Raw genomic sequence first — 24372 nt, forward strand, 5'->3', positions numbered from 1 at the left:
AAAACAATTACCCTACAGGTGCGATAAATGAAAGATTTAGTATTAGCTATAGATATTGGTACCGGTAGTGCCAGAGCAGCTCTGGTTGAAAAATCCGGTCGTATCATTGAAATAATCCAACAAGAGCACGATCAGATCACTCCCAAAACCGGTTGGTCTGAGCAAAAGCCATTATCGTGGTGGCAAGGTGCCCAAACTTGCGTGAAACAACTGCTGACTCTTCACAAAGAGAAGGTGAGCAACATTGCCGTCGTCTCCGTTTGTGGGCAAATGCATGGCACCGTTTTGCTCGATAAAAACGGTGAGCTCGCGGATGACCGTGCCATTTTGTGGAACGATAAACGCCCAGAAAGCTTGGTAGAAGATTTTACAAACCAGTTTGACGTTGCGGCGCTCGTAAGCGTTGTAAACAATCCACCAACAACGGCATGGCCAGCGTTCAAGCTGAGTTGGGTTCAGCACAATCAACCTGATGTTTGGAGCCGAGTGCACACAGTGCTGATGCCAAAGGACTTCATCAACTTCAAACTAACTGGAAATGTTGCCACGGATTACAGTGAAGCCTCATGTTTCTATCTGATGGATCAAGCAAGTCGTCAGTATGATGCGGATATGTTGAAACGATTCAACATCCCAGCATCGATTCTTCCTCCTATTTTCCTAGCTACCAATGTGATTGGTCAAGTAAGTGAGCAAGCCTCTCAAGACACCTTAATTCCGCAAGGCGTACCTGTTATCGCTGGTACATCCGATATGGCTGCGACCTTGTTAGGCTCTGGTGTGTATCGGTCTGGTCAAGCATCGGATAGTACCGGTACATCCACTCTGATTACGGTGGTGTCTGAAAAGCCAACCGCAGACCTACTACTAAACAACCTGCACTTAGCGAACCCTACTTGGGGCACGTTTAGCATTCTTGATGCAGGCGGTGACGCTATGCGCTGGGCTCGCCTTGCTTTGCAAGAGAACAACATTGGTTATGCAGACTTGGTGGCAAAAGCTAAAGCGTCACCTGTTGGTTCGAATAGCTTACTGTTCTTGCCATACCTCACTGGTGAGCGGAACTCTGAAACCAACAATTCTCGAGCGCAGTTCTTTGGCTTATCTCGTAAGCATCGACTTGGCGATATGTTCCGTTCCGTCATGGAAGGTGTGGCATTTGCTGCGAAGAAGAACCTTGATTCGATGGTGAAGCAGATTGGAAATGTTGAGCAAATGATTGCTTCTGGTGGCGGTGCCAAAGATGAATTTTGGCTACAGATCAAGGCGTCGGCCTACAACGTTCCCATCGTGAAAACTGATGTTGAAGAGAATGGTGTACTTGGCTGCGCAATGCTCGGCGGTGTTGGTGTGGGCTTGTTTGACTCGGTTGAGCAAGCGGCGAAACGCGTCGTCACTTTCGATAAAGAAATCCTGCCGATCCCAGAATGGGTCGACCATTATCAAGCCATGTTTGAGGTATATGACGATCTTTATACCTCCTCACAGCGCTTTTATAACCGCTTAGACCAGCTTGATTCGTTAGCAGAAAAATTGAATAAGGATGTACAACATGGCTAATACAGCAATTAATGATGCACCAAAAACCAATGAAGACGTTGAAGCAGTAGAACTGGATACCAGTTGCTACCTACCGGCGATTCCTTGGGGTAAATTCCTAATGGTTTGTTTGGTGTTTGTTCTGTGGGGTATCGCGGGCAGTTTGAATGATGTTTTGATTCCTCAATTCCGTAAAGGCTTTGAATTATCAGATACTCAATCCGCCCTGGTTCAGTCGGTATTCTTCTTTGGCTATTTTGCGTTTGCGATTCCTGCCGCAACGGTCGTGAAGAAATACTCGTACAAAACGGCCATCGTTGTGGGCTTGGCGCTTTACGCTTTGGGTTGTTTCTTATTCATTCCTGCTGCGAATGTGATGACTTACGGCGCGTTCCTTGGCTGTCTACTGATTGTATCCTCGGGCTTAGCGTTCCTAGAGACGTCATGTAACACCTACTCAACACTACTTGGTCCAATTGATTCATCGACACAACGCATCAACTTCTCTCAAGTGTTTAACTCTGTTGGCGTATTCGGTGGTATCTTCATTGGTCAGCAGCTGGTGTTTAGTGAGTCAGACGTATCACACGAAGAACTGCTTGCGATGGCACCTGAAGCTGCAAACGTTATTCGTCATGAAATGGTAGAGCAGGTGGTAACACCGTACCTATTTATGGGCGTGCTCCTTCTAGTGATTGCGGCTATCTTCGTCTTTACTCAGTTCCCAGCATGCCGCCCGGAAACCGTGCAAGATGAACCAAAGGTTGATATTAAAGAGTCTTTTGGTCGCCTGATGCAAATCCCACACTTCCGCAAAGGTTTGATGTCTCAGTTCTTATACGTTGGTGCTCAGGTAGGTATCTGGTCATTCACCATTCGCTTTGCTCAGATGATTTATCAGGGCATGACAGAGCATAGTGCGGCAAATTACCTAATGGGGGGCCTGGTGCTTTACGCTCTTGGTAAAGCAGTTGCGACAGCGATGATGAAGCGTCTTGAGCCTTCAAAGCTGCTTGGTATCTACGGTATCATCAACTTTGTACTGATTACGTTCGCAGCGATTAACCCATCAGAACTGTCTCTGTTTGCTCTAATCGCATGTAACTTGTTTATGTCGCCATGTTTCCCAACAAACTACGGCCTATGTGTTAAAGGCTTGGGTAAAGATACGCAGTTTGGCGGCTCACTCGTGGTAATGACCATCGGCGGCGGCGCAGTTATCCCACCTCTAATGGGTATGATCTCTGACGCGCTAAGCGGCAACATGCAGATTGCTTTCCTTCTACCTGCAGTGTGTTTTGCTTACATCGGTTACTTTGGTTTCTACTGTAACAAGCGAGGTCTGTAATGGATAATATTCAAAGTTACACCGGCCATATTGGTATCCCAGTGCAGGATGTTGAAACAAGCGTGAACTTCTATCAAAAGCTGGGTTTCGATATCTTAGAACGCCATCAACTTGATAGTGGAAATGGTGGTAAGAACCATATCGCGTTTGCCACAAAAAATGGCGTGTTATTGGAGTTTTATCAGCTGCATGGTGAAACAACGAGCAAGCGAGAAGGTGCCATCAACCATGTGGCAATCAAAGTGGAAAACTTAGGAGAGGTTCAAAATCTGTTAGGAGAACTTGATATACCATTGGTCGATGGTCCAACGTCTCTGCCTTTTGGTCAAAATGGGATGACCTATATGATGATTGAAGGCCCAGATAGAGAGCGTATCGAGTTCGATGAGTTTCACTAAGCGATAAAGATGTTGTGGCGGGGTAACCCGCCACATTTTTTGAGGAAGAGTATGTTTGCAGAAGAGCGCCAAGGGTTAATTGTTAAGCAGCTAAACCAAGTGGGAAAGGTTTCGGTCAAAGAGCTGTCTGAGCTTTACTCCGTTACCCAAGCAACAATACGTAACGACCTGAAAGCTTTGGAAGATAAAGATCTTCTTATCAAAACCTATGGCGGAGCACTAGCCAAAACCGACGCCCATCATGAGCTCGACTCAGACACTCGCCAAAGCATCAATGAACTAGCGAAACTAGCGATAGGCAAAAAGGCGACGGAGTTAATTAAAGACTATCAAACAGTGCTGTTAGATACGGGGACGACAACCTATCACATCGCCAAACACATCCAAGATCATCGTGGTCTTACCGTGGTAACCAACGATTTTGACATCGCAAAGCTGCTAGAGCTCTCCCCTCACATTCAAGTGTTTCTCTTAGGTGGCTTTGTGAAAACAGGCTATCACTGTACTTACCATAATCACTATTCCGCCATGCTTCGTGAACTCAATATTGATATTGCCTTTATGGGCACCAATAGTCTCAATGGTGAGGGAGCATTCGCTGCAGATATCCAACTTGCTCAAACTAAGCGCTTGATGGTGCAGCGCTCAAACAAAGTCGTGATGTGCTGTGATAACGATAAGTTTGAACGCAAAGCTTTTTCTCGATTCGCGACACTTGATGACATCGATATTGTGATTGCAGACAGGTTGCCTGAAAATACAGAGCACTTTGAAGATAACAGCATCGAGCTGCTTCTTGTTGATGATTTCTAAGTGCATTTCATAGGTTGGCACATCCCTGTTCATCGTGGAGCTAGCTAACCACTGGCTCACCTTTGCCCCAATCGGTGGCTGTCCAAGAATAGGCGAAATTTGTCTAGGAGATCGGTGGCGGTCCATGTCTAGCTAAAAGGTGTCTATCAAGTCGGTGGCTATTAAGTTGGTTAACATGTTGAAATCCTTAGTTTTTATCTCATCCCGCTAAGTTTGGGTTGACTGGGGAAGAGTGGATTCCATACATCATGATAGCATTACTCAATCTTCAGTTAAAAAAACAAAAAATGCAGCAAGCGTATAATTAATCTTTATTATCGCGTTGCTGCATTAAATATGTGCTTTATAGTCTAATTCCGAGTGTTGCTTTTAGCTTTGAACAAGCTGAACAGCCTCACGTGTTAAACGAGCAAGCTCTTGCCATTCACCCGCTTCAACAAGCTTCTTATCAACCATCCAAGTACCACCGCAAGCCAGCACACGAGGAACAGCAAGGTAGTCATTGATATTGCCAGGATTAATGCCACCTGTCGGCATGACATGGACGTCGCCGTAAGGAGCTAGTAGAGCTTTCACCATAATGACGCCACCTGATGCTTCCGCAGGGAAGAACTTGAGTGTCGTAATTCCCATTTCTAGTGCAGCCTCAATCGTACTCGGATTATTTACCCCCGGTACGATTTCGATGCCAATCTCTTGGCATACTTTAACGGTATTTGGGTTAAAGCCCGGAGAAACAATAAAAGTTGCGCCCGCTTCTTTTGCAGCAATCGCTTGTTCTTTGTTAAGTACAGTACCCGCACCGATGAGCATGTCTGGTTGAGACTTACGCAAAAGGCGAATCGCTTCGACGGCTGCATCCGATCGGAAGGTAATCTCAGCTGCCGGCAGACCATTTTCTGCTAGTACTTTACCGAGAGGAATGATGTCTTCTGCTTGATCGATAGCGATAACAGGAATGACTTTCAGTGCTTTTAGTTGTTCATTGATAGTAGACATGAGTAATCCTTTGTCATTAATTCTTTTGTTTGGTCACAACATCTGTGGCGGATTTAGGGATGATTGCGCCACGGTGTTGAATGACAACGCCAGCAAGAGCATTCCCGCGTTGGCATGATTGTATTAGGGTTCCGTCAGCTAGGTAACATGAGAGGAAGCCGCCGTTAAATGAGTCCCCAGCAGATGTGGTATCTACTACGTTATCAACCGGTATGGTGGGTATTGAGTAGCTGCAGTTTTTAGTATTATCACCAACCAAACAACCTTCTTCACCGAGCTTTACCACCACTTTAGTTATCCCAAGATTATGTAGTCGAGAAAGTGTATCTTGGGGTTTTTTATCGCCCCAAATGAGTTGCTCATCATCAAACGTGACTAAGGCCAAGTCAGTCGCTTGATACATGGCTTGATAGTTTGCCTTTATGCTTTGTAGTTCATCATTGGGCCATAAGGCTGGGCGGTAGTTGCTATCAAATGAGATTTCGACGCCTTGGTTGCGAAGATTTGATAACAACGCCAATAGCTTGCTTCGATCTTCTTCCGGCAAAATGGCCAGACTAATACCACTAACGAACACCATATCCATCTTAGCCAGAGATTGCTCAATTGATTACTACTTGTTCAGGTTAACGCTCGCTAGGGTGCGTCCACGCAAACTTTTGGAACGGCGCATCTGGTTCAGTGTGTGCCAATGCGTTGGTGAAGTTTGAAATAAGCTTTGCAGACAACCCAGTCAGAACTTCCAGAGCTTGGCGTTTGGTAAAGCCAGCGCCCAGAAATGCTTGCAGTTTTTCATCACCGATATGACCACGGTTATCAAGCAGCGCTTTGGTAAAGTCGTGCAGTGCTTGCAGCTTCGCATCAGGAATAGCAGTGCCTTCACGCAACGCTTCAATCACTTCATCTGGCATTTTGCCCGCTTTCATCATCCAGGTATGGCCTGGAACGCAGTAGTGGCAGTTATTTTCAAAGTTTGCTGTCATAAAGACGACTTGCTGCTCTAGTGGGCTAAACGTCGTGTTCTTCATAAATAGGTCGAAGACGGTGTTGTATGCTTCGTAGGTAGCCGGTGCTTCAGCGAGAACGGCGTGCAGGTTTGGCAGCATACCGAAGCCTTTTAAAGACTGTTCTACCAGAGCTTTAGACTCTTCCGGGGCCGTTTCTGCATTGTAGTAAGTAAATTCAGTGCTCATAATAATCTCCTTAGAAGTTGGCGTCTAGGTGGGCTTCAAAGCGAGCAAAGTCGCTCTCAATGTCCGCGTTTTTCATGACGTCATAGCAAGCAAAAGTAGGCAATGCAGACATACCAAAGAAACGGAAGTTAGCATGCATGTGGAACATCAAGTCATCAACACTACGACCTTGGAATAGGTACTCACTATCGTCATTAAAGGACTCTGCAGGTGCGTTGAATGTAAACGAGAGCATGTATTTAGTTTGAGTGCGGGTGCCGCCAGTACCGTAATTTTTCTTGGGTTCCTCTGGTGTTCTGCCATCAAATGCACACAGGGCACCGCCCATACCAGCCGTGAATACATCATCCATGTATTTCTTGAAAGACCATGGGATCGTCATCCAGTTAACAGGCGACTGAAGAATGACTCGGTCCGCCCACTCAAAATGTGCCAATTGTTCATCAACTACGATGTTATCTTGCATAGCCACCACTCGAACTTCGTGACCCTTTGACTCTAACTGGGCGCGAGCTTTCTCGACCAAAGCCGCATTGAGCTTGCCTTCAGAAAATGGAGATGGCTCGTGCGCGTTAATGATTAGAACGTTACTCATGATAATTAACCCTTCAATGATTAGACTGTTTTACAGAGCGACGAATGATTTCGTTCTCTTGCGGTTTATTATGGTTACCTACATTTCTAGTTCAATTAGTTAACTTTTGGTAACCACCGAAAATGCTAATTAAATGACATTTAAGTGATTGTTTTATAATGATTATATTTTTAGTTTGGATCGGATGAATGGGCTGGTAGATTGATTAATTAAGGTTACCAAAGTATGCCAATTAAAATTATATGGAAGGCAAGCTTCCGCATTCATAGGCCTCACTCCTAAACAGCACTGGTAGGAAAGTTGTCATGATGGGAATAGACAAATATGGTGGTGCAAAAGATTTACGCTTACTATTATACCTTTGCGCTATGGCTTACATCAGTCGGCTGTCAGAGGTGCCAGTTACGAAAAAAGATGTGTGGTTGCTCAAAGTGTTGAAAAGACTAGGCCTTAAAAAAGCCTGAATAGCACTAGCGAACCAAACCCTCAGAACTGCATGGGCGATGCTCCGTCATCAAAACAAAATATGCGCCAGTACTGATCGCAAACTAATTAACTGCAACAATTTTATACAATGATGATGCATAAAAGGGCAAGACCAACCTGCTGAGAACTTGGCCCTGTGGAAAATACTTCTTTAAGAAAGCTGTTATCCTGAGAAGGAAAGTAGGTGCGCAACCATCATAGGTTAGAGGGTTGCTCCCTCAATGAGAGACCGAATATATGCCCGCATCTTAACTCTTAGAATTTTTCCTTGTGTCAAACGTGAATTCCATATACAACACAGGGGGCTAGTCCGATTTGCTGTGGTTATAGTTTTTATCCAACATCATAGTTCAATTCTACTTGTGCTGATCCCTTCTGGTGTCTTTTGTGTTTTTAAGCTGTTCTAAAAAGTGTAAGTGTGGAAGTGCTCTCAGTCCTTGTGCTGTAAGGCTTCAGGTGCGACAGGAAAAATATTATTTCATATAGAAAAAAGAGAAAAAGTTGTCGCACCCAAAAGAGGAGTGAATAGAAGTGTTAACTGTAAAGCAGTTAACTTTTCCTATTCTGTTTGCTCTCTTTGTCTTGAGTAACTAGTCATAAATAGTTCATATTTATTTTTAATGAGTTTAGGAAATGGCTTTTATCCATTTTTAAGTTCTAATTTGCCTTTAAGCCTTGTAGTGGCTGAGGGGCTTTGATGCGTAAATCGATGGAACTAAACCAACAGCTTACGACCTGATCGGCTACATTCATTCAAGTCTGTAGTTTCATGCCAAAACCACGTTACAAAATAAGCAACTGGAAACAATACAACCAATCTCTGATCAACCGTGACCTTCTGACGTTGTGGATTGACGAAGAAGCGATAACTTCGAGGAAGCAAGAGAAACAGAACAAGTCAGTGATTTAGCCATCGCAACCGCTTTCATGGTAAAGCGTATTTTTTCAATGCCACTTCACGCTTCACAAGGATTTATTGATTCCGTTTTTCGACTTGCTCTGGTTCCACTGTGTTCCCCATACTACAGCTGTATCAGCCGCCGAGCCAAAGAGGTTGATGTGAGTTTTAAAACGAAAACCAAAGGACCGCAGCACCTCGCTATCGATGCTAAAGGTCTCAAGGTTTATGGTGAGGGCGAGTAGGAGGTCAAAAAACATGGCACCGATGGCAAACGCAGAGTGTGGCGCAAGTTACATATTGTAGTGGATACAAGTAGTCACGAAATTATTGCCGCCGAACTGAGTTTGTCAACGGTCACTGATGCAGAAGTATTGCCACGCGGCAATCCGTATTAAGCGAGTCGTTGCTCTTATCCCTCCAAGAGAGGAAGCGGCATTCTGGGAACGAGGCCATCCAAGAAACTTAGCGGTTGGTTGTCAAAAGTTATACGGTTCGAACAAGCATTGGAAAGAGCGATGGCTATCACAAACGCTCGCTCTCTGAAACAGCGATGTATCGTGTGAAGCAGTTACTTGGAGGACGATTAAGCCTACGAAATTACAACGCAAAAGTTGGTGAAACCTACTCAATGGTCAAAGTGTTGAATAAGCTTACTGGGCTTGGTATGCCTAAAACTTGTCGTGTTGGTTGATGCTCACCTGAAATAGGACGATTCAGCTTCAAAAGTGAATTACGCAACATAGCTCATTTCTTTACGTGAATAAAAACAAAAGAAAAAACACAGATAATGGCAAGCAAACATGCAAAGCATTTTGCACTTAATATAAAAAACTAATGCGAGATATAAATATATTAAAAGCTTTGAGGAAAATAATATTACCCACATGGTTTTCACTAAATATAAAAAATCAAATAGTATTATAACCTTGTTGTAATGCGAACTTTGTTCGTGCTAAATTATAAAAATAAAGATAATTATAAATATACAAAGGCTTAATATGTACATTCCATTAAAAAATAATGATGATACTATCGTTACTATTATAGTGACAGATAATGCAAATCAAGATGCTGTAGACAGCATTATAAAAAACACAAATCACAAGCTGGTCAGTACAAGCTCAGAGTGCTTATCATCAACAGTAGCTACGATGAAATCAGCCAAGTTAAAGGTTGCTTTAGTTGCTTTTGATTTTTCAATGATGAATGTGCATAGTGTTGTTGAAACATGTATGTATAATAAAGTTGAGATCAAAGATGTAAACAGCAACAGGATTATAAAAAGAAAAGAAGATGGTATTTTATCTGATGTTCATCTTCTTGCAGATTTCTACGATGAATTCTCAACTGACAAAAACCTTAGCATTCTTGCTAATGCTGTTCGTTCTCTAGTTCCTGTTCATGCTTCAGTTGATGAAGCAATATCTATGCTTTCTTCCATTGCTGATGTTCCATTACAAATCGCAGAAAAAAAACTTAATGCATCAATTTCTACGATTCGCAATGTGGTTAACTCAACAACAAATCTTAACTACTCAACCAAGCTTTCTTCAAAAGAAGAGATGTACGTGAAGGTGTTCAATCGTGCGAATGAACGCGTTGATACTATCGAGTTAATCAAAGCCCAGACTGGTGCTAACAAAACCACTTACGCACAAAAGCTGTGTCGGCTCGCGTACAACAAACAAGTGAAGAGCTGTTCTATAACAACACTAAGAAGTGTTGCTGAACAGTACGCACCTAAAAAAGCTAAGACAGTTGTCGCTCACAGCGAAAAGAGCATCTCTGCATTCGAACAAGCTGATCACTTTAGCTGCACTATGCACTCTCTTCTAAAAGATCATGTTTTCGAATTCGTTAAAAATTGCGGCTACTTCATCTTTGACGAGTGTGAGAAAAACATTCAAGCGCTATTTGAAGAAAGTAATAGTGCTGAAGTTGAGTTTTTGAACCAGAAGCAAAAAGAAACTATTCGTGCGCGCTTAACTGAACTTTTCGAAAAGAAGCAAGCCAGAGTCGTTGCGATGGACGCAGATGCTAGCGATGCCATTTCACTGCGTTTTCTCAGATCATTTGGTAAAAAGGTCAACGCTTACGATTTAAACTACAGTGAGCCGACTCCTCCTTCGCATGCAAAAACAAGCAAAGGTTCTGAATCTGCATTACAACTTGTAGAACTGGCAAGACCGTTCATTAAGTCAGCAGGCACTTGTCAGCAAAATCCATATTCATCAATCACAACACAAATCGATGACATCGACATGATGGAAGCACGTCTAATTGAGAAAAAGCTAATTGATGATAACGAAAACATGTTTATTGCTTCAGATAATAAAAGGGAAGCCATCAACATGTTGAAAGATTCTGGGTACGTAAAGAAATCTGGTTTCGTTGATGAAAAGGCGGCGCTAAAAGCGAGAATTCTTTTAGTTCATGCTGACAACAAGGGGCAGCCTGAGCAGAAGGCATTTCTTAAAAATCCAAGCGCTGAAATTGTGAAATACAAAACAGTGATCGTAACCCCGTGTGTGCGCGAAGGATTCAACATAACTGCTAACTACTGCAACACTGTTATTGTTCTATGTCATGGCATCTTGCTTCCGATGCCCCTAGTACAAATAAGCAGAAGACTACGCACAGCAACCAACATCATTTTTGCTCTTGATACAGGCAGAAAACCGTCGTTCGGATTTTCGAATTATTTAGAAGATGCAGTAACACTTGAAGAAAGGCTAGAGGCTGAGTTTGCGAAAAGAAGAGATGTATTGCTAAGTGATTTAGCTTTATCTCTAACGCTGACTCTAGAAAACCTTGGTTTTAATCATCAAGATCCTGTTCGTTACAGTGAGGATAAAAAGGCATCGATCAAGAAAGAGCAGGACTCTGTCAAAAAAGGCAGAAAGAAATTTCGTCAAGAAGCAATTGCTAGTGCTGATTGCATTGACAGTGAAGCTGCTAAGAGATTAGAACAAAGCACCTGCAAATCTGAAGAAACTACAATGTCAGTAGAAAAGAAGAAGGTTGCTGATAAGTTAGCTATTGATGTTAAAAATGTAGATATCAAAGCAGTTAAGTTCGCTGAGAAATTCAAGAAAGACCATGCAGTTAAAGTTGCCGAAATCATTGCTGACAAGGTTACTGTCAAAGCGAAGCATGATGTTAAACAAACTATAAAGCAAAAGAATATCGCAGAAGCAATGCAAATCTTTATAGATGCATTGAAGGGCAATATCATTGATGTTGAAGGTAATGAAATCGAACTAGATTTAACGACAGAGTTTGTAATCGCTGATGCAGTTGAAGTGTACAGCTATCTTCATGCTAACAAAGCTAAGTTCAATAAAGCATTTTCTCAGAAAGACAAGATGCGAATCACTGAATCAAAAGTAAAAGCTAATGATAAAGCCACTGCTGAAAAGCGCTTGAGAGCTTTGCTTAAAGCGCTCGGTATAGACAGCCCTCGCTTTGGAAGTACTAACAATAAGCGTTACAAGCACTGTTTACATCCACTTGCAGTACCTTCTCTGAAAGCGCTGGGTTTGCTTGAGAAAGAACAGTCAAGCGAGTTCAAAAGTCTTGAGCAATACGAAGAAGTACTAGTAGATCTATATAAATAAAATAATAATAAAAATAGGAATTAATAAAATGAGAAAAGTAAACGAACTAATGAAAACTCCCCTGTTGACGGGGGAGGACGTATCAAAAATAATGATCGATGAGGGCATGGTTTATCGTGACAGAGCATCTACAACAATGCTCAGCAAGTTGCTCTATTGTACTCCGCGCAACGCGCAGAAAATAATTAGACATGGTTTTAAAGACAGCGGAACTCAAGCTTTATTCTATCTGCAAATGAAAATAGCATGTTCGGATAAATAATTCTCAAAATAACCTTACAATGTCTTGGTTTTACTATATAATCATAGACAAGCAATTAAGTTTTCTTGTTTATAGTTATCTTATCAACCCCAGTAACAACTGGGGTCTTTTTCTGACCTGACCTTATCACTACTCGTCGGGGAATTTTTTATCTTAAATAAATTATCTATTTTAGTTGCATGAGTTTAAGTGAATTAAAAAATGATGATTGACATCAAATCGCCACTTCCCCTTTTTGTCTTCTTAGTGCATTATTTTAAGTAAAATAAAAACAATCATTAAAAATGCGATATATTATAATTTTCTATTTGAAATTATAATATAATCATATAGTGAGGGAGAATGCTTAAACACCAAAAATTAATAACGAAAATGGGAAATAAAAATGAAAAATTTCAAAGAAACAGAAATCAAAGTTGAAAGCGAAAAAGAACTACTTCTATCTCTTATGTCTAAAGCTGTTGCTGCTCAAAGAGAAAAGCTTCTGCCAAGCGAGTGGGATGTCGATTTCATGGAAGGAGAAAGCGGTTCCGTCAGAAAATTCTTCGAACTGTTAGTGTTTGGTGACGAAGATGTATGTGAGCTAGTTCTAAACGAGTTCATCGATATTCACGAGTTGGACGAGAAGTTTGAACTAACTGATTGCAGCTTCATCGACAAAGCAAGAGACATGCAGCATGATTTGATTAATGAACGGGTCGGGTGCTACTGTTCATAACCCTCCAAGAAGCCCCTCACAGGGGCTTTAATAAAAGAATAATAATAAGGCACAACATGCAACACACTCACGAAGCAATTGAATTTTCAGACAAGTGTCTGTTCAAAGAAAGACATGGATACAACAACTCAGTCATCAACCCTGTCAGCAGTATGATGAAACTGACTGGACTGTCTAGGAACACTGTTCAGCAAGCATTTGCGGGTAAGAAATGCAGTAAACTACAAGTTAAAGTTCTCGAACTTCTTGAAATCATCGTTACTGATGATCAGAAAAAAATTAGAGAGCTTCGAGATATAGCAAGAAAAAACCAGTAACACAAAACTTAAGCCAAAATCCCCATCGGGGCTTTTTCGTTTTCTCGAATTTTATAATCATCAAAGCAGGCAATCTGACAAAATCTTTATTTTATGTATAAGTTAAAATAAAAGCACAAATTAAATTAAAATAATATATTTTATTTGGTTGCTTATATTTAAGATTACAAAATAAACTCTTATAATATAAAATGAATAAATAAAATAATAACAAAAAGGTTTAGGTTATGGTTTACGAAGCAATAGATTTACTTTACAAACAACAAGTTGAATTACAAGCGCAACAGCAAGCTCAGCTAGATAGAATTGAAGTATTAACTAATACTTTTGACGACAAGTTTAAAGTAGAGATGGACGTTGGAAAAGTTCATGTATGGGGCGGTTCGAACAGAAATATAGATATAAAAGTGAGGTCATTAAAGACGGGTGAAATATTAGCTGTTGCTTCTGTGAATGCAGTGAGAGATGACTATAGAGAGCCATTTAGCTGTCCTAAAAATACTGACAGATTACTGATGGGTGGTTTAAGCAGACACGCACCAAAAATCATGCATGATTTTAATGAGTACATGAAAGAGAAAAATATGAACATAGCTTTTAAAAAGTACCTGCTCAACAAAACTGATGAGTACTTGGCAAAGAAGCACAATGAAAAATTCATGCGCTAATAAAAATAAGAAGTGAGAAAGCACTCAAACTTAAAGCTATAATAAAAAGAGAATTAAAAACATGGAAAAACTAATTGAATTTTTAATAGACAGAAAACTAGTAATTCATGAGTTACTAAATTAGAAAAATGGCTAAACTCAGGTTTGTCTAGAGGCTTTCTGATGGGGCATGAAACACGAAAATGCCCCAGTTTCAGTTAGAGTAGGAATTCATTCAACTCCTGCTCATCTGGCTTTTCCATACAAATATTAATAGAAAGCCTAGAAGCATGTTGGCACATGAAGTCAGGATGATTGACTCACATTTTCCGCACACAAATATTTCTATTGTGACATTTGCTTGGTTACACGAGAGTAGATATTAGTTATCTTATCAGTTTCATATTTAATGAGACGGTAGGGGCGGTAAATGGAACAAATTTCACTAACTTACATGCTAATAGGAGCTATAGTAATCTTGCTTGTTGTCGGGCTTTTTTGGGTAAGAAAGTCTTCAAAGCTGAGTCAGAAACTGGCAGTTACAGAAACTCAATTATCAGAGGCAGCAACAACAATCGAAGAGTATAAAGAAAAATACTCTCAGATATTTGATATTGAAGCTGAGTGCGAACAAATCAAGGATCAGCTGAAAATTGACAAGAATGAGATAGAAGAAAAAGCGCGTCAAGCCTTACGCGAAATCGAATCCAAGAGAGACGAGGCAATTACGAAACGTCAATCTGTTGAAGAGCAGATCAGTGAACTTCAGGTCGACTACAAAAGTAAGAAAATAACTTATGACTCTTTAACTAAGCAAATCGCCATATTCAGCGAAGATATTGAGCTTATCGAACTCGGATTCTATGAGCCAAAATTCGATTTTGATGCATCTGAAACATTCAAAGAAGAGATCAAGAAATGCAAAGAGTGCCAGAAAACCTTGTTGAGAGAGAAGTCTTCCAGTGGAGCGATACACTGCTACCGTGAATGGACTGTCGACGGTTCTCGAAGCGAAGGCAAGAGAATGACCAACAAGAGTATTCGTCTCACCGCAAGAGCCTTCAATAACGAATGTGAGGCCGCTATTGCCAACTGTACGTGGAAAAACGTTACAAAGATGGAAGAACGTATAAAGAAAGCGTTCGCCGCAATCAATCAGCTAAATGAACCGAATGCTATATCTATTACAGAGCGTTATCTCAAAGAAAAGTTAAAAGAACTCCAATTGACTTACGAATATCGTGAAAAGAAACAACGCGAGAAAGAAGAACAGGCGGAAATCAAAGCACAAATGCGTGAAGAAGCAAGAATAGAGGCAGAGATAAAAAAAGCAGAAGCGGAGGCTATAAAAGAAGAAAAACGTTATCACAAAGCTTTGGATGCTGCGAGAAAAGAGCTTGAAAAAGCTAGCGACGAAATGAAATCAGAACTAGAAAAACAGATTGCACAGTTACAGGCAAACTTAGAGGAAGCAGAGCGCAAGCACCAACGCGCTCAATCAATGGCGGAGCAAACTAAGCAAGGTCATGTTTATGTTATTTCTAACATTGGATCGTTTGGGGAAAATGTCTACAAGATAGGCATGACCCGTCGATTAGAACCAATGGATAGAGTGAAAGAGCTTGGAGATGCTTCAGTACCGTTTACCTTTGATGTACATGCAATGATTCATACTGATGATGCTCCAACTCTAGAGAAGAAGCTTCACGATAAGTTTGATACTCACCGATTGAATATGATTAATCGCCGTAAAGAGTTTTTCAGTGTCTCGCTGGAAGAGATCAAACATGCGGTAAGTGACTTTACCGATCAGTCTGTGGAGTTCATTGAAACAGCGATTGCACAGGACTATTACGAAACACAAGCGATGAACAAACAGCGCCTAGCAAGAGAAGGAAAGTTAGAAGGAGAAGAGTTATCGTCTTCCAGTGTTCTCCCCAAATTTGCTGATGTCTTGTAGAGCGCCTTATAGATTTTACTGAAAGGGGCATACAGTAATTTGAAATGTCCCACTTGGTGACAGCATCTTCAATCTGGCACGATTATGCCCCAAAACGTTCTAGCCTATGACTCAGGACTAATTTTTTTGTCATTAATTGACCTACTTTTTCTAATGATTCAATATGGTTATGATTGAATAATAATGTAAGCCTGCATCTGTCTAGATGGTAGGTTGCGATTCACAGGAGTTAATCTGTCAGGGTGTCATTGAAGTTAACGCTTCATCGATAAGAACTGCGTTAGAGCCGAACACGGTAAGCATTCCTTTGCGCCATTCCTTCTTACCTTGTTGCTCACTCTCATTTGGCTAACCCGCTATTTGACCAACTTTTACTGACGCATCTAATGTAACCGCTGCATTGAGAGAACATAACCAAACAGGAGCAACTTCGCTTGGACGAAATAGAAAAAATCATCAGTCGATACGACGAAGTGTATGTTGGAGAAAGTTTTAGAACATTAGAAGACATAAATAGATTTACGGGTACTTTCGTAAAGGATGTGGCCGAGATTTATGATTGCATTACTAGGGTTCGAAACATTGAACGTAATCCTACTGGCTTCAACTTAGAAGATGCTCCTATTTTGGGATTACTAACGAGGATCTGGAAGCTACTCAAGGAAGTTGTATTCTACTACGAACAGGATAATGCAGAAATTATAAGTATTTTAGAAAGGCCGTTAATCGAAGCAGCAGTAACTGCCGAATACTTATTATTAAGTGAACCGGAAGTAATTGAGGACTACAGAAAGTGCTCTTACAAAGACAGGTTGAGAATACTTCGTGAGTTAAAAGAAGGCTCTCGATTTTTTGAGACCAAGGCGGGAAAACGCCTTCTTAAGTCAGTTCAAGAAAAAATGGACTTGGAAGGTTTCACGGAAGAGGACTTCAAGGTACAGAAGACAAATCGATGGAAGCTTCAAGGTAAGAACTTTTTCGACATATTTAAGGAAATTTCATACGAGGATCTTTATAAATACACTTACGGGATGATGTCTGAGTCTATTCACGGTTCTTGGAACGAGTCTATGGACTGGTGTCTTCAAAAGAATGAGGACAAAACATTCTCTGTATACCCTTTTTATCATCCTGCCGATATAAGATATATCTGTCCCACACTCAAGTTTTGCAATGAGTCATACAGGCTATGGTTGAGACGGATCGATTGTGAAGACGAGAATATGACTAATATTCTCGACTGGATTGAAAGAGTTAACAATAGAGTATTTATGATATTTGATCAGAAGTATGACGGCTCAAATTGCTAGCCTCTAAGCTAAAGAGTTCTACCCCTCAGGCTGCTTAAGGCGTTTCTCTCAATGTGTAACACTGTTTTTAAGGAATCATTTTTATCGTGTCTAGTATTAATTCAGGTGATGGTGAACGTACTGCAATGCTGGGGTATGTTCCGCAGTATGAAATAGCAGCAGGCTTAATATATGAAGCTTTGCTTGATGGAAGTCTTGAATGGTTTCGAGTCGCCGATCCTGATGCTGGAAGCTTAGATGATATACTGATTGCGACTACTGGTAAGCTTGATGCGTATCAGGTGAAGTGGGCGGAATACACTGGAACAATTAGCTATGCAGATTTTGTAAGGGATAGTTCGACAAAGCAGGGAGATGAGAAGCTGAGCCTTTTCAGGCAACTTTCAGAGGGGTGGAAGCACTTAAGTACAAATAATAAAGATAGAATTGTAAAAGTTCATTTGCTTCATAAATCAGTACCTAGTTCAAGCTCTAAAGCTCAAATTCCTTTAGGCGACACGGCTCCTCGACATGCTCACTTTCAATCTTTCTTAAAAGAATGCTGGTTCGATAGACGATGGTGTGAAACAGGCTTAGATACAGTATCCGTGTGCTGGCAAAAGGCACTGTTGGATCTACAGAAACGGTCAAAATTTAATGATGACCAATTTTTGAATTTCATTCGCAACTGTGAGCTTAAATTCAACTATAAGCGACCAGCAGATATCCCTATAACTAATCAAGGACAAGCAAGAAAGCAAAAAGATATTGAAAAGATATATAACCTTTTGACGAAAATGGCGGGAGGTGAACGTCGAATTATTGAGCTGTCCAAAGATGATATGTTAGATAGGTTGGCGTGGAGTCATAGGTTTAAGCATAAGTTTGTTCATGAATTTCCTATCGATCGAACTTATCAAGAAATTGAAGAAACTGTTGGTTCTATATCTGATGTGTTATCACAAACCAAGCAGGGCTATGTCGCATTGCTTGGAAGCCCTGGCTCAGGAAAGTCAACAACGCTTACTCATACTTTAAAGTATAAAGCAGGATATAAACTAGTTAGATATTACGCATATGTACCCGATAGCACCTACCAAGGGCGTGGTGAAGCGACTACTTTTCTTCATGACATCACATTATCGCTAAGAAATCACGGCTTTCGTGGTGAAAGTTCCGGGCAGCCAGGCTCAAGAGAAGAGTACCTATCATTGTTAGGAGAGCAGCTTCAACAAGCCCATGACAAATGGAAAAATGATGGCGTAACCACCATCATAATGGTTGATGGGTTAGATCATATTCAGCGAGAACAAAACCCATTACAGAGTTTGTTGTCAGATTTGCCTCTCCCGAACACCGTGCCTGATGGAGTGATATTTGTTCTAGGTAGTCAAACGCTAGAGTTGAACGATCTTTCTGATACGATAAAGGAGCATGTCAGCCATGGAAGTCGAACCATTGTTATCTCTCCTCTTACTCGGACAAATGTCTATGCAGCCATAAACGAATGGCCAGGCTGTTCCGACCTAACAGATGATAATAAGAAGAAAATTTTTGAAAAGTCATTAGGGCACCCACTATCTTTGGTTTATTTGCTGCAGTTTATTACTGGCGGATCGGGTAGGAGTTATGATGAAGCTATTGATGAATTTCCTCTTTACCAAGGGCATATTGAGCAAAGCTATTCAGTTTATTGGCGACAAATAGAGAGTAATCAGAAGCTTGTTGACTTGCTTGCGTTATTGTCAAGATTGAGAGTGCCAATAAATACTCACGTGCTTGAGAAATGGTCTGATCATTCAACTATTCGCGCTTTTATTTCAAGTGCAGCCCACTATTTCAAGAAGGATAGTGATGTAAGTTGGCGCTTTTTTCATAACAGTTTTCGACAGTTTATTTTAGATAAAACGTGCCGAAACCTATTTGGTAATTTTGATGATTCAAAAAATATTGAATATCACAAGGTATTAGCTAAACACTGTATTCAATCGTCTGAGGATAATGATCCAATGCGATGGGAGGCGGTTTACCACCTTTTTAATGCTCGGCAGATGCAAGCTGTAATTGATACAGGGACTCAAAGTTACTTTAGAGACCAGTTCTTTAATCTTCGGAATACTTCGAGTTTAACAGATGATATTGACGCTGTTCTATTGTCGGCTAAGGAGCTGAATGATCCGCTTGCCGTAGTTAGATGTCTCTTAATTGAAAGTGAGCTTAGAGAGCGAAGAGACGCCCTTAATGAGGTTGATATACTTGCTCTCTTATTTTCATCGGAGGGAGTAAGTTCAGCGCTTAGTTACATATTCGATGGTGAGCTGCTAAGGGTAAGTGATTCAGAAGCACTCAAATTTTCTAAAGTTCTAGCGGAGAACAAATTCTTTAATGAAGCTAAAAGGGTCTTTGAATCTGCTGAGCCGCTAAGTTACTTGTCAGGTGGAGACGCTATTGATCCGCATCATGGGGGAGCTGAAGATTTGAAACGATGGGCTGATGTAGCTCATTATTTCATGCCGCTAGGCGACCTTGTCTCAACTATACACCAAACGAAGTGTGAAGTTGATGGTGTGGGATCATGGAGTGGAAATGATGAAGACCTACATGCTCGCTTAATGAGACGGTTGGTCAATGGTATCTATGAAACAAAAGACGAAGAAAAAATAACTGAGATTTTCTATTTCTTGTCAGAAAAAAGGAAGCACTTTGATAGTCTTATAGATTTATGTGTCTCCATATGCATTAACCAATATCCATTGGCTTTGATAGACACCGCATTCGAGGCTGTCATTGATTGGTCTGAAAATAATGACTTGGATTTTTCAGAAAAGTTGTTGGTTGCTGAACTGGATTACAGATCCAATGGAAATATAGAAAAAGCTAAAGAATGGTTTGAAAATTTTGAACAGCCAAAACTTTATAAATATGGTGTTCATGGCCAATGGAAGAACCTAAGTCCATTCGCAGATAGAATTCGTCTTAACAGACTACGAGCAGCCCTAGGGCAAGATATTGATCCTGTTAAGGTGGTTCCAAATGAAAGCGAAAAAAAGTATACAGGAAACGTCTTATTTGAACGTGCTTTAGTGAGGTTTTCAAGCATTTGGGGACGGGGTTGGGCTGGAGAGAAGCTGCTACCAAGTTTTATTGTTCAGGAGATAAAGCCATCATTTGAATTGTTACGAAAGCCTTATGATCAAACAAGGGATTGGATTGGGTGGTATGAGTTCGAATCAGCCGCTGTTGATTACTTTAACTTCGCAATAAGGGCTGCTGCTCAGCATGGACATGATTGTATTTTGGCTTTAGCCGATGCGTATAGAAAAGATTGGGATAAACGGTATTGGCCGACTGGCTGGCGCAGAGAGATTGCTTTCACTTTGTATAAGGAAGGATATAGCAGGGATGGTTTAGTTGACGTACTGGATCAAATCGAAAAAGAGATCCCCGATTTTGACGACATTCACTCTAAAATGTCTGAGTACTACGAACTTTCTATAATGTGGTCAAAGATTGGTAAACCAGATCGAGCGGCTAGCCTGTTACCAAAAATCTTCAAGGGTTCTTTTGGAATATATCATAGAAAAGACAGGCAATTTTCCCACTGGGTATTGTGGTTAGGTAAGTTGATCAGTCAATACCCTGATTTAGCCTACGGTGAAATATGTCGATTTTCTTTGGCGTTAGTAGATTTGGAACAGTCGGGAAATGGTCGTGGTACGCAGGAAGCAGGACTTGATCTCATCACTATGACCACACGTTGGAATCCGGGATATGGTTTAAAGCTCTTGAGGTGGTTATTCGATCATAAAGGGCTTGATTATGCTCCGGGCCTAACAGGGTTGATGTCTGGAATGCTTGATGGCTCTAGTCCGCCATTGAAAGAAATATCAGTGATGACGAGAAAGCTGCTTCTCCCTTTCGAAGAGTACAATCCTTCTGATCTGCCTAAAAAATTAGTGTCTCGGACCTGTCAATCCTCTGATGATAGGGTGACGGATGAGATAGAAAAGCTTATTGCATCTATCAATATACACTTATTGCCTTCAAATCGTTACTCGTGGTTAGAAGGGGTAGCGCTTGGCGTCAGGGAAGCGGGGTTGGACAATAGTTTTTATGCCTCAATGGCGATTTCTACTCCCCAGGAAAAGCATGTTACTCATGAACCTTCTCTGACACTAAATACAGGGGAAAAACTTACAGAAGAAGAGACTCAACTGAAAATAAATTCTCCTGAAAACCTTTTTCAGCTTCTTCGAACTGTGAAATCCGTTGAATATTTCCGCTGGATGAACTTAATTCAACCTTTTTTAAAAGGTATGAATGCCCCTCAATTAGAGGAACTCTATAAGCTCTTAAAGCCATTTAAGCCTGATAATAATGTTGTTTCTTGTATTGCTGGCGCATTGTCTTCACATGGTGAAGTGGATAAAGCGAACAGTTTATTAGAAGGTTTATTCGATAACTCAGATGCTAAAGGTTGGGATTTACATTGGGATGGGGGTTCTAGACAGTCGATATTTAGAACCCTTGTTGAAATTGATGCTAAACAGTGGCGCCCTAAAGCGCTCGCTTGTTTAGTTGATGATTACATTGGTGAATATAGGTATCCAAGCAGTTTAATTTGGAACTTACCAGAAATTGTCGATATCCTCTTTGAGGATAAAGATATCCTGCCCATTTGGAAGGAAATCAAAGAACATGCATACCAGCTAGACGCTTTTGAACAAGGGGCTGAGAAACCACCGGCACTGTTAGATGACATTGGCGAGAAGAAGGATGCTAGTTTACTCATTGAGTTTGCATTCGATATGCTTGATGTGGCTATTCCTGAATTAGGGGTTATGGCTCATCAGGCAATCGTTGACTTGGCTAAAATTGAAGCAAATTGGCCAGAAATTCTTAGGCAAGTAGCTCATAGAATAGACAAAATTGGGTTGGCACAGGTAAAAGTAGTATCTTTGTTAAGTAGCTTAGCAAAGGATTTCAAAGGGTTTGTTCTTCAATTTGAGCAGGAAATATCTTCACTCTGTGCGTCGGAAGACTTTAGTGTGAGGATGATTGCCTTGGATTTGTCTAGTAGGCTAGAAATAAAAGGTCGGCTACCTCCATATGAACGCTCAAAGTTACCTTTGATATACGGATTGGAGTTACCAGAAATAAGTAATAAAAAGGAAGCTATTCCTTTTTCAGCTATCCGTCCTGGAGAAACACTTCCTGATGTTGATGACCCGATTGAGTTGCTTAGGCCTTTGATGACTGAAGCGAGGCTTGTGGCTGATATGTCAAACGTACCGTTTGAGAATTTAGCCTACAAAGTTTGTGAATTTATGAAAACTTTGATTCCAGAGAGTGAATGGAATAAGCAGGCTGAGGAAATTTATAGAAACTGGTTGGAAGGCGTTGGACTAAAGCTGACCTATCATCGACTGAGACCAAAAGTGGCTAAGCTAGCTCTCTCATATGCGGTATGCGAGTTATTGGATGCAGGGCGAATACCTCCTCAAGGAGTTGATCTTCTGCGAGCTATTTTCAAACGTAGTGATGAATTGTTATTGGGGCTTGAGCCCGCTATTAGACCAGAGTGCATTGTTGTTCCGAAAGCAAAAGATCGAGATGTATCTCATAATCACGATGAATGGTTGGGAAGTATTGAACAAGGTATTACACAATTTGTTGATCGTATAGACACTGGAAAACAAATTATTGGTGAGCTTACAACCTGGAGCTGGTTAGATTGGGATTTGCCGACGGAGGTTCGTATGTCTACAGTCTGTCATCCTGAATGGAATGACGATGTAGAAGTTACCTCACCTTATGCTTTCTTCCCAAGTATGAAGCATTGGTCTGCAAGCGATTACCCCAAAATAACTTTTGCTGATGAACCATCGTTGGTGATTTATGGTACAGGTGCTTACATTGATCATGGTGGCCTTGAATGGTTAGCGTTAAATCCAGCTATTGGCTTTTATCTAGGTTGGTCTGTTTCTGATGAAGGATTGTTTCGCTGGATTAATGAGAAAGGCGATGTAATGGTTGAAAGCATCTATTGGAAAGATGGTCCTATTTCTAGACAACCACCTAAAATGGATGATATCTGTTCAAATGGATGGCTTGTCATCGCCTCACACTCGGCAACTGAAAAAATTCGGGAAGTTATTGGCGAAGCGACAAAAGTAAACACAGTTATACGTAGTTATGGTCGAGGTACATATGACCCTATAACTAGCGCCATCCAACAGAGGGTTAATTGGTAGTTACATTGGCATTTTGTTCATTGTTGCATATATGTGCTAGGGGTAGCTATTACCCCTAACTAAATTATATAGACAGAAGTGATTTTGTTATATCAAACGATGAAACCTTTAGCTTTAGCATACTTTTCCTAATCTGATCGAAATATTTTAGAGCAATAATACTAACCTGCTTTTGTCCAGAGGTGTGCCAGCGCCGATCTCGGCAAACCAGCAGCACTCGATTTCGTTAAGCATGTGACTTCGGTGGATTCCCATGCGTGGGAATGACTTGACTCACCATTTCTCTTCGCCATCATCAACTTTCGAGTAGATGCTTTCGCCTTTCTGAACAATATGCATTTCAAGGTTTAGCGAAGATAAGATGCGAAATAGCGTCTGAATCCTTGTAGTTTCAGGATTAACCTCAAACTTAGAAATGGTGTCCTGTTTAAGACCAACGGGGTCGGCAACTTTTGCTTGCGACAGATTCTTGTGTTTTCTTTCGTCACGCAGATGTATTGCTAACTGCCTTGGTGATGTTATCAACATAACAATTCCTCGTATTTACCCTTTATGGAGGGTAAATACGGTTTTACCCTCGGTCAAGGGTAAAAGGCAACTTTAGCGTGTGAGAATAAGAAAACAGCCCCGATTGGGCTGTTGGTTCTAGTTTATGTTTGCTTCTGCTTTCGCTAAGTATGCAATTAGCTTTTGGGCATCTTCTCCTGCTTTTTTCGGTTTGGGCTTGTAATCGAAAGGCGTTAAAGTACTTGCGTGTGGTGTAAATCTTTTTATGCTCGATGCATCAGAGACTGATGAAATTGCTTTTCTTTTTCCTTTTATAGCTTGTAATTTGTTGCTATCGTCAGGGCTGAACACATAGTCATTGAACAAGACCGCTGGGAACTTGGCGGCATCTAGTCTCGTCTTTATTCTGTATAGCACTTGATGTAGCTCTTGCGCTTCTTCAGTGCCATATTTGGCAATGAGGTGTTTTATAGATCGCGGAGAGGGCAGTGCTCGGTAGCTTTATTAATGTTACATGTGTCGCGTTGTT

Annotated in this window: 18 protein-coding genes and 2 pseudogenes; 14 read left to right on the top strand and 6 right to left on the bottom strand. The window is 41.0% G+C overall.

The annotated features are described in order from the left end of the window. Window positions 1-27 precede the first annotated feature (27 nt). From OO774_RS06745 to OO774_RS06760, 4 genes are read left to right on the top strand one after another with little or no spacing between them, the layout of a single operon-like run. Window positions 28-1560 carry an FGGY family carbohydrate kinase gene (locus OO774_RS06745; RefSeq protein ID WP_264905730.1) on the top strand — a complete coding sequence of 511 codons (1533 nt, stop codon included), beginning with the start codon at window positions 28-30 and terminating at the stop codon, window positions 1558-1560. Further along, window positions 1553-2887 carry an L-fucose:H+ symporter permease gene (fucP, locus tag OO774_RS06750; protein WP_264905732.1) on the top strand — a complete coding sequence of 445 codons (1335 nt, stop codon included), beginning with the start codon at window positions 1553-1555 and terminating at the stop codon, window positions 2885-2887. The genes OO774_RS06745 and fucP overlap by 8 nt, the downstream gene beginning before the upstream one ends. Then, window positions 2887-3285 carry a VOC family protein gene (locus tag OO774_RS06755; RefSeq protein WP_264905734.1) on the top strand — a complete coding sequence of 133 codons (399 nt, stop codon included), beginning with the start codon at window positions 2887-2889 and terminating at the stop codon, window positions 3283-3285. Before fucP ends, OO774_RS06755 begins: the two co-directional genes overlap by 1 nt. A 51-nt stretch (window positions 3286-3336) precedes the next feature. Beyond that, window positions 3337-4098, top strand: coding sequence for a DeoR/GlpR family DNA-binding transcription regulator (locus tag OO774_RS06760; RefSeq protein ID WP_264905736.1), 762 nt, complete (start codon window positions 3337-3339; stop codon window positions 4096-4098). 369 nt (window positions 4099-4467) lie between these two features. On the opposite strand, the gene OO774_RS06765 is transcribed toward OO774_RS06760, so the two are convergent. The 4 genes and pseudogenes from OO774_RS06765 to OO774_RS06780 all read right to left on the bottom strand — a co-directional run bounded on the left by OO774_RS06765 (window position 4468) and on the right by OO774_RS06780 (window position 6885). Continuing rightward, window positions 4468-5097, bottom strand: coding sequence for a bifunctional 4-hydroxy-2-oxoglutarate aldolase/2-dehydro-3-deoxy-phosphogluconate aldolase (locus OO774_RS06765; protein WP_264905737.1), 630 nt, complete (start codon window positions 5095-5097; stop codon window positions 4468-4470). Between the two features lie 16 nt (window positions 5098-5113). Continuing rightward, window positions 5114-5704: pseudogene (locus OO774_RS06770) on the bottom strand (sugar kinase); the annotation flags it as partial. A gap of 19 nt (window positions 5705-5723) precedes the next feature. After that, window positions 5724-6290 carry a carboxymuconolactone decarboxylase family protein gene (locus OO774_RS06775; RefSeq protein ID WP_264905739.1) on the bottom strand — a complete coding sequence of 189 codons (567 nt, stop codon included), beginning with the start codon at window positions 6288-6290 and terminating at the stop codon, window positions 5724-5726. Window positions 6291-6300: 10 nt separating this feature from the next. Continuing rightward, window positions 6301-6885 (bottom strand): NAD(P)H-dependent oxidoreductase, encoded by a 585-nt coding sequence (locus tag OO774_RS06780; RefSeq protein ID WP_264905741.1) that lies wholly within the window; start codon window positions 6883-6885, stop codon window positions 6301-6303. Between the two features lie 305 nt (window positions 6886-7190). Here OO774_RS06780 and OO774_RS06785 point away from each other — a divergent pair, with 305 nt between their 5' ends. From OO774_RS06785 to OO774_RS06830, 10 genes and pseudogenes are all read left to right on the top strand, one after another. Next, window positions 7191-7349, top strand: coding sequence for a hypothetical protein (locus tag OO774_RS06785; protein ID WP_258489189.1), 159 nt, complete (start codon window positions 7191-7193; stop codon window positions 7347-7349). 791 nt (window positions 7350-8140) lie between these two features. Continuing rightward, window positions 8141-8963, top strand: a pseudogene (locus OO774_RS06790) (IS5 family transposase). Between the two features lie 307 nt (window positions 8964-9270). After that, window positions 9271-11889: a hypothetical protein gene (locus OO774_RS06795; protein ID WP_264905745.1), complete on the top strand. Its 2619-nt coding sequence runs from the start codon at window positions 9271-9273 to the stop codon at window positions 11887-11889. A 28-nt stretch (window positions 11890-11917) separates the two neighbouring features. Further along, window positions 11918-12151, top strand: coding sequence for a hypothetical protein (locus tag OO774_RS06800; protein WP_014232268.1), 234 nt, complete (start codon window positions 11918-11920; stop codon window positions 12149-12151). A 385-nt stretch (window positions 12152-12536) separates the two neighbouring features. Next, window positions 12537-12869, top strand: a complete 333-nt coding sequence (locus tag OO774_RS06805; protein ID WP_264905749.1) for a hypothetical protein — start codon at window positions 12537-12539, stop codon at window positions 12867-12869. 56 nt (window positions 12870-12925) lie between these two features. Next, window positions 12926-13186 carry a hypothetical protein gene (locus tag OO774_RS06810; protein WP_041170353.1) on the top strand — a complete coding sequence of 87 codons (261 nt, stop codon included), beginning with the start codon at window positions 12926-12928 and terminating at the stop codon, window positions 13184-13186. A gap of 227 nt (window positions 13187-13413) precedes the next feature. Beyond that, a complete protein-coding gene (locus OO774_RS06815; RefSeq protein ID WP_014232265.1) occupies window positions 13414-13854 on the top strand; it encodes a hypothetical protein in 441 nt (146 codons plus the stop codon). Window positions 13855-14263: 409 nt separating this feature from the next. After that, complete coding sequence (locus tag OO774_RS06820; protein WP_170827226.1) at window positions 14264-15793, top strand: DUF4041 domain-containing protein; 1530 nt, start codon at window positions 14264-14266, stop codon at window positions 15791-15793. A 434-nt stretch (window positions 15794-16227) separates the two neighbouring features. Continuing rightward, entirely contained in the window at window positions 16228-17103 is an 876-nt protein-coding gene (locus OO774_RS06825) for a DUF5677 domain-containing protein (protein WP_031852475.1), read from the top strand. An 86-nt stretch (window positions 17104-17189) separates the two neighbouring features. Beyond that, window positions 17190-23336 carry an ATP-binding protein gene (locus OO774_RS06830; protein WP_264905754.1) on the top strand — a complete coding sequence of 2049 codons (6147 nt, stop codon included), beginning with the start codon at window positions 17190-17192 and terminating at the stop codon, window positions 23334-23336. 273 nt (window positions 23337-23609) lie between these two features. On the opposite strand, the gene OO774_RS06835 is transcribed toward OO774_RS06830, so the two are convergent. After that, a complete protein-coding gene (locus tag OO774_RS06835) occupies window positions 23610-23864 on the bottom strand; it encodes a helix-turn-helix domain-containing protein (protein WP_014232260.1) in 255 nt (84 codons plus the stop codon). Between the two features lie 117 nt (window positions 23865-23981). After that, window positions 23982-24260: a hypothetical protein gene (locus tag OO774_RS06840; RefSeq protein WP_014232259.1), complete on the bottom strand. Its 279-nt coding sequence runs from the start codon at window positions 24258-24260 to the stop codon at window positions 23982-23984. Between the last annotated feature and the right edge of the window lie 112 nt (window positions 24261-24372).

It is taken from the genome of Vibrio sp. STUT-A11, from assembly GCF_026000435.1.
Classification (GTDB): domain Bacteria; phylum Pseudomonadota; class Gammaproteobacteria; order Enterobacterales; family Vibrionaceae; genus Vibrio.

What these genes read in the sequence shown, in the direction of transcription:
- OO774_RS06785 (WP_258489189.1), top strand. Translation starts at nt 7,191, where the DNA reads ATGATGGGAATAGACAAATATGGTGGTGCAAAAGATTTACGCTTACTA.
- OO774_RS06835 (WP_014232260.1), bottom strand. Translation starts at nt 23,864, where the DNA reads ATGTTGATAACATCACCAAGGCAGTTAGCAATACATCTGCGTGACGAA.
- OO774_RS06775 (WP_264905739.1), bottom strand. Translation starts at nt 6,290, where the DNA reads ATGAGCACTGAATTTACTTACTACAATGCAGAAACGGCCCCGGAAGAG.
- OO774_RS06800 (WP_014232268.1), top strand. Translation starts at nt 11,918, where the DNA reads ATGAGAAAAGTAAACGAACTAATGAAAACTCCCCTGTTGACGGGGGAG.
- OO774_RS06815 (WP_014232265.1), top strand. Translation starts at nt 13,414, where the DNA reads ATGGTTTACGAAGCAATAGATTTACTTTACAAACAACAAGTTGAATTA.
- OO774_RS06760 (WP_264905736.1), top strand. Translation starts at nt 3,337, where the DNA reads ATGTTTGCAGAAGAGCGCCAAGGGTTAATTGTTAAGCAGCTAAACCAA.
- OO774_RS06765 (WP_264905737.1), bottom strand. Translation starts at nt 5,097, where the DNA reads ATGTCTACTATCAATGAACAACTAAAAGCACTGAAAGTCATTCCTGTT.
- OO774_RS06810 (WP_041170353.1), top strand. Translation starts at nt 12,926, where the DNA reads ATGCAACACACTCACGAAGCAATTGAATTTTCAGACAAGTGTCTGTTC.
- OO774_RS06795 (WP_264905745.1), top strand. Translation starts at nt 9,271, where the DNA reads ATGTACATTCCATTAAAAAATAATGATGATACTATCGTTACTATTATA.
- fucP (WP_264905732.1), top strand. Translation starts at nt 1,553, where the DNA reads ATGGCTAATACAGCAATTAATGATGCACCAAAAACCAATGAAGACGTT.
- OO774_RS06780 (WP_264905741.1), bottom strand. Translation starts at nt 6,885, where the DNA reads ATGAGTAACGTTCTAATCATTAACGCGCACGAGCCATCTCCATTTTCT.
- OO774_RS06820 (WP_170827226.1), top strand. Translation starts at nt 14,264, where the DNA reads ATGGAACAAATTTCACTAACTTACATGCTAATAGGAGCTATAGTAATC.
- OO774_RS06805 (WP_264905749.1), top strand. Translation starts at nt 12,537, where the DNA reads ATGAAAAATTTCAAAGAAACAGAAATCAAAGTTGAAAGCGAAAAAGAA.
- OO774_RS06745 (WP_264905730.1), top strand. Translation starts at nt 28, where the DNA reads ATGAAAGATTTAGTATTAGCTATAGATATTGGTACCGGTAGTGCCAGA.
- OO774_RS06755 (WP_264905734.1), top strand. Translation starts at nt 2,887, where the DNA reads ATGGATAATATTCAAAGTTACACCGGCCATATTGGTATCCCAGTGCAG.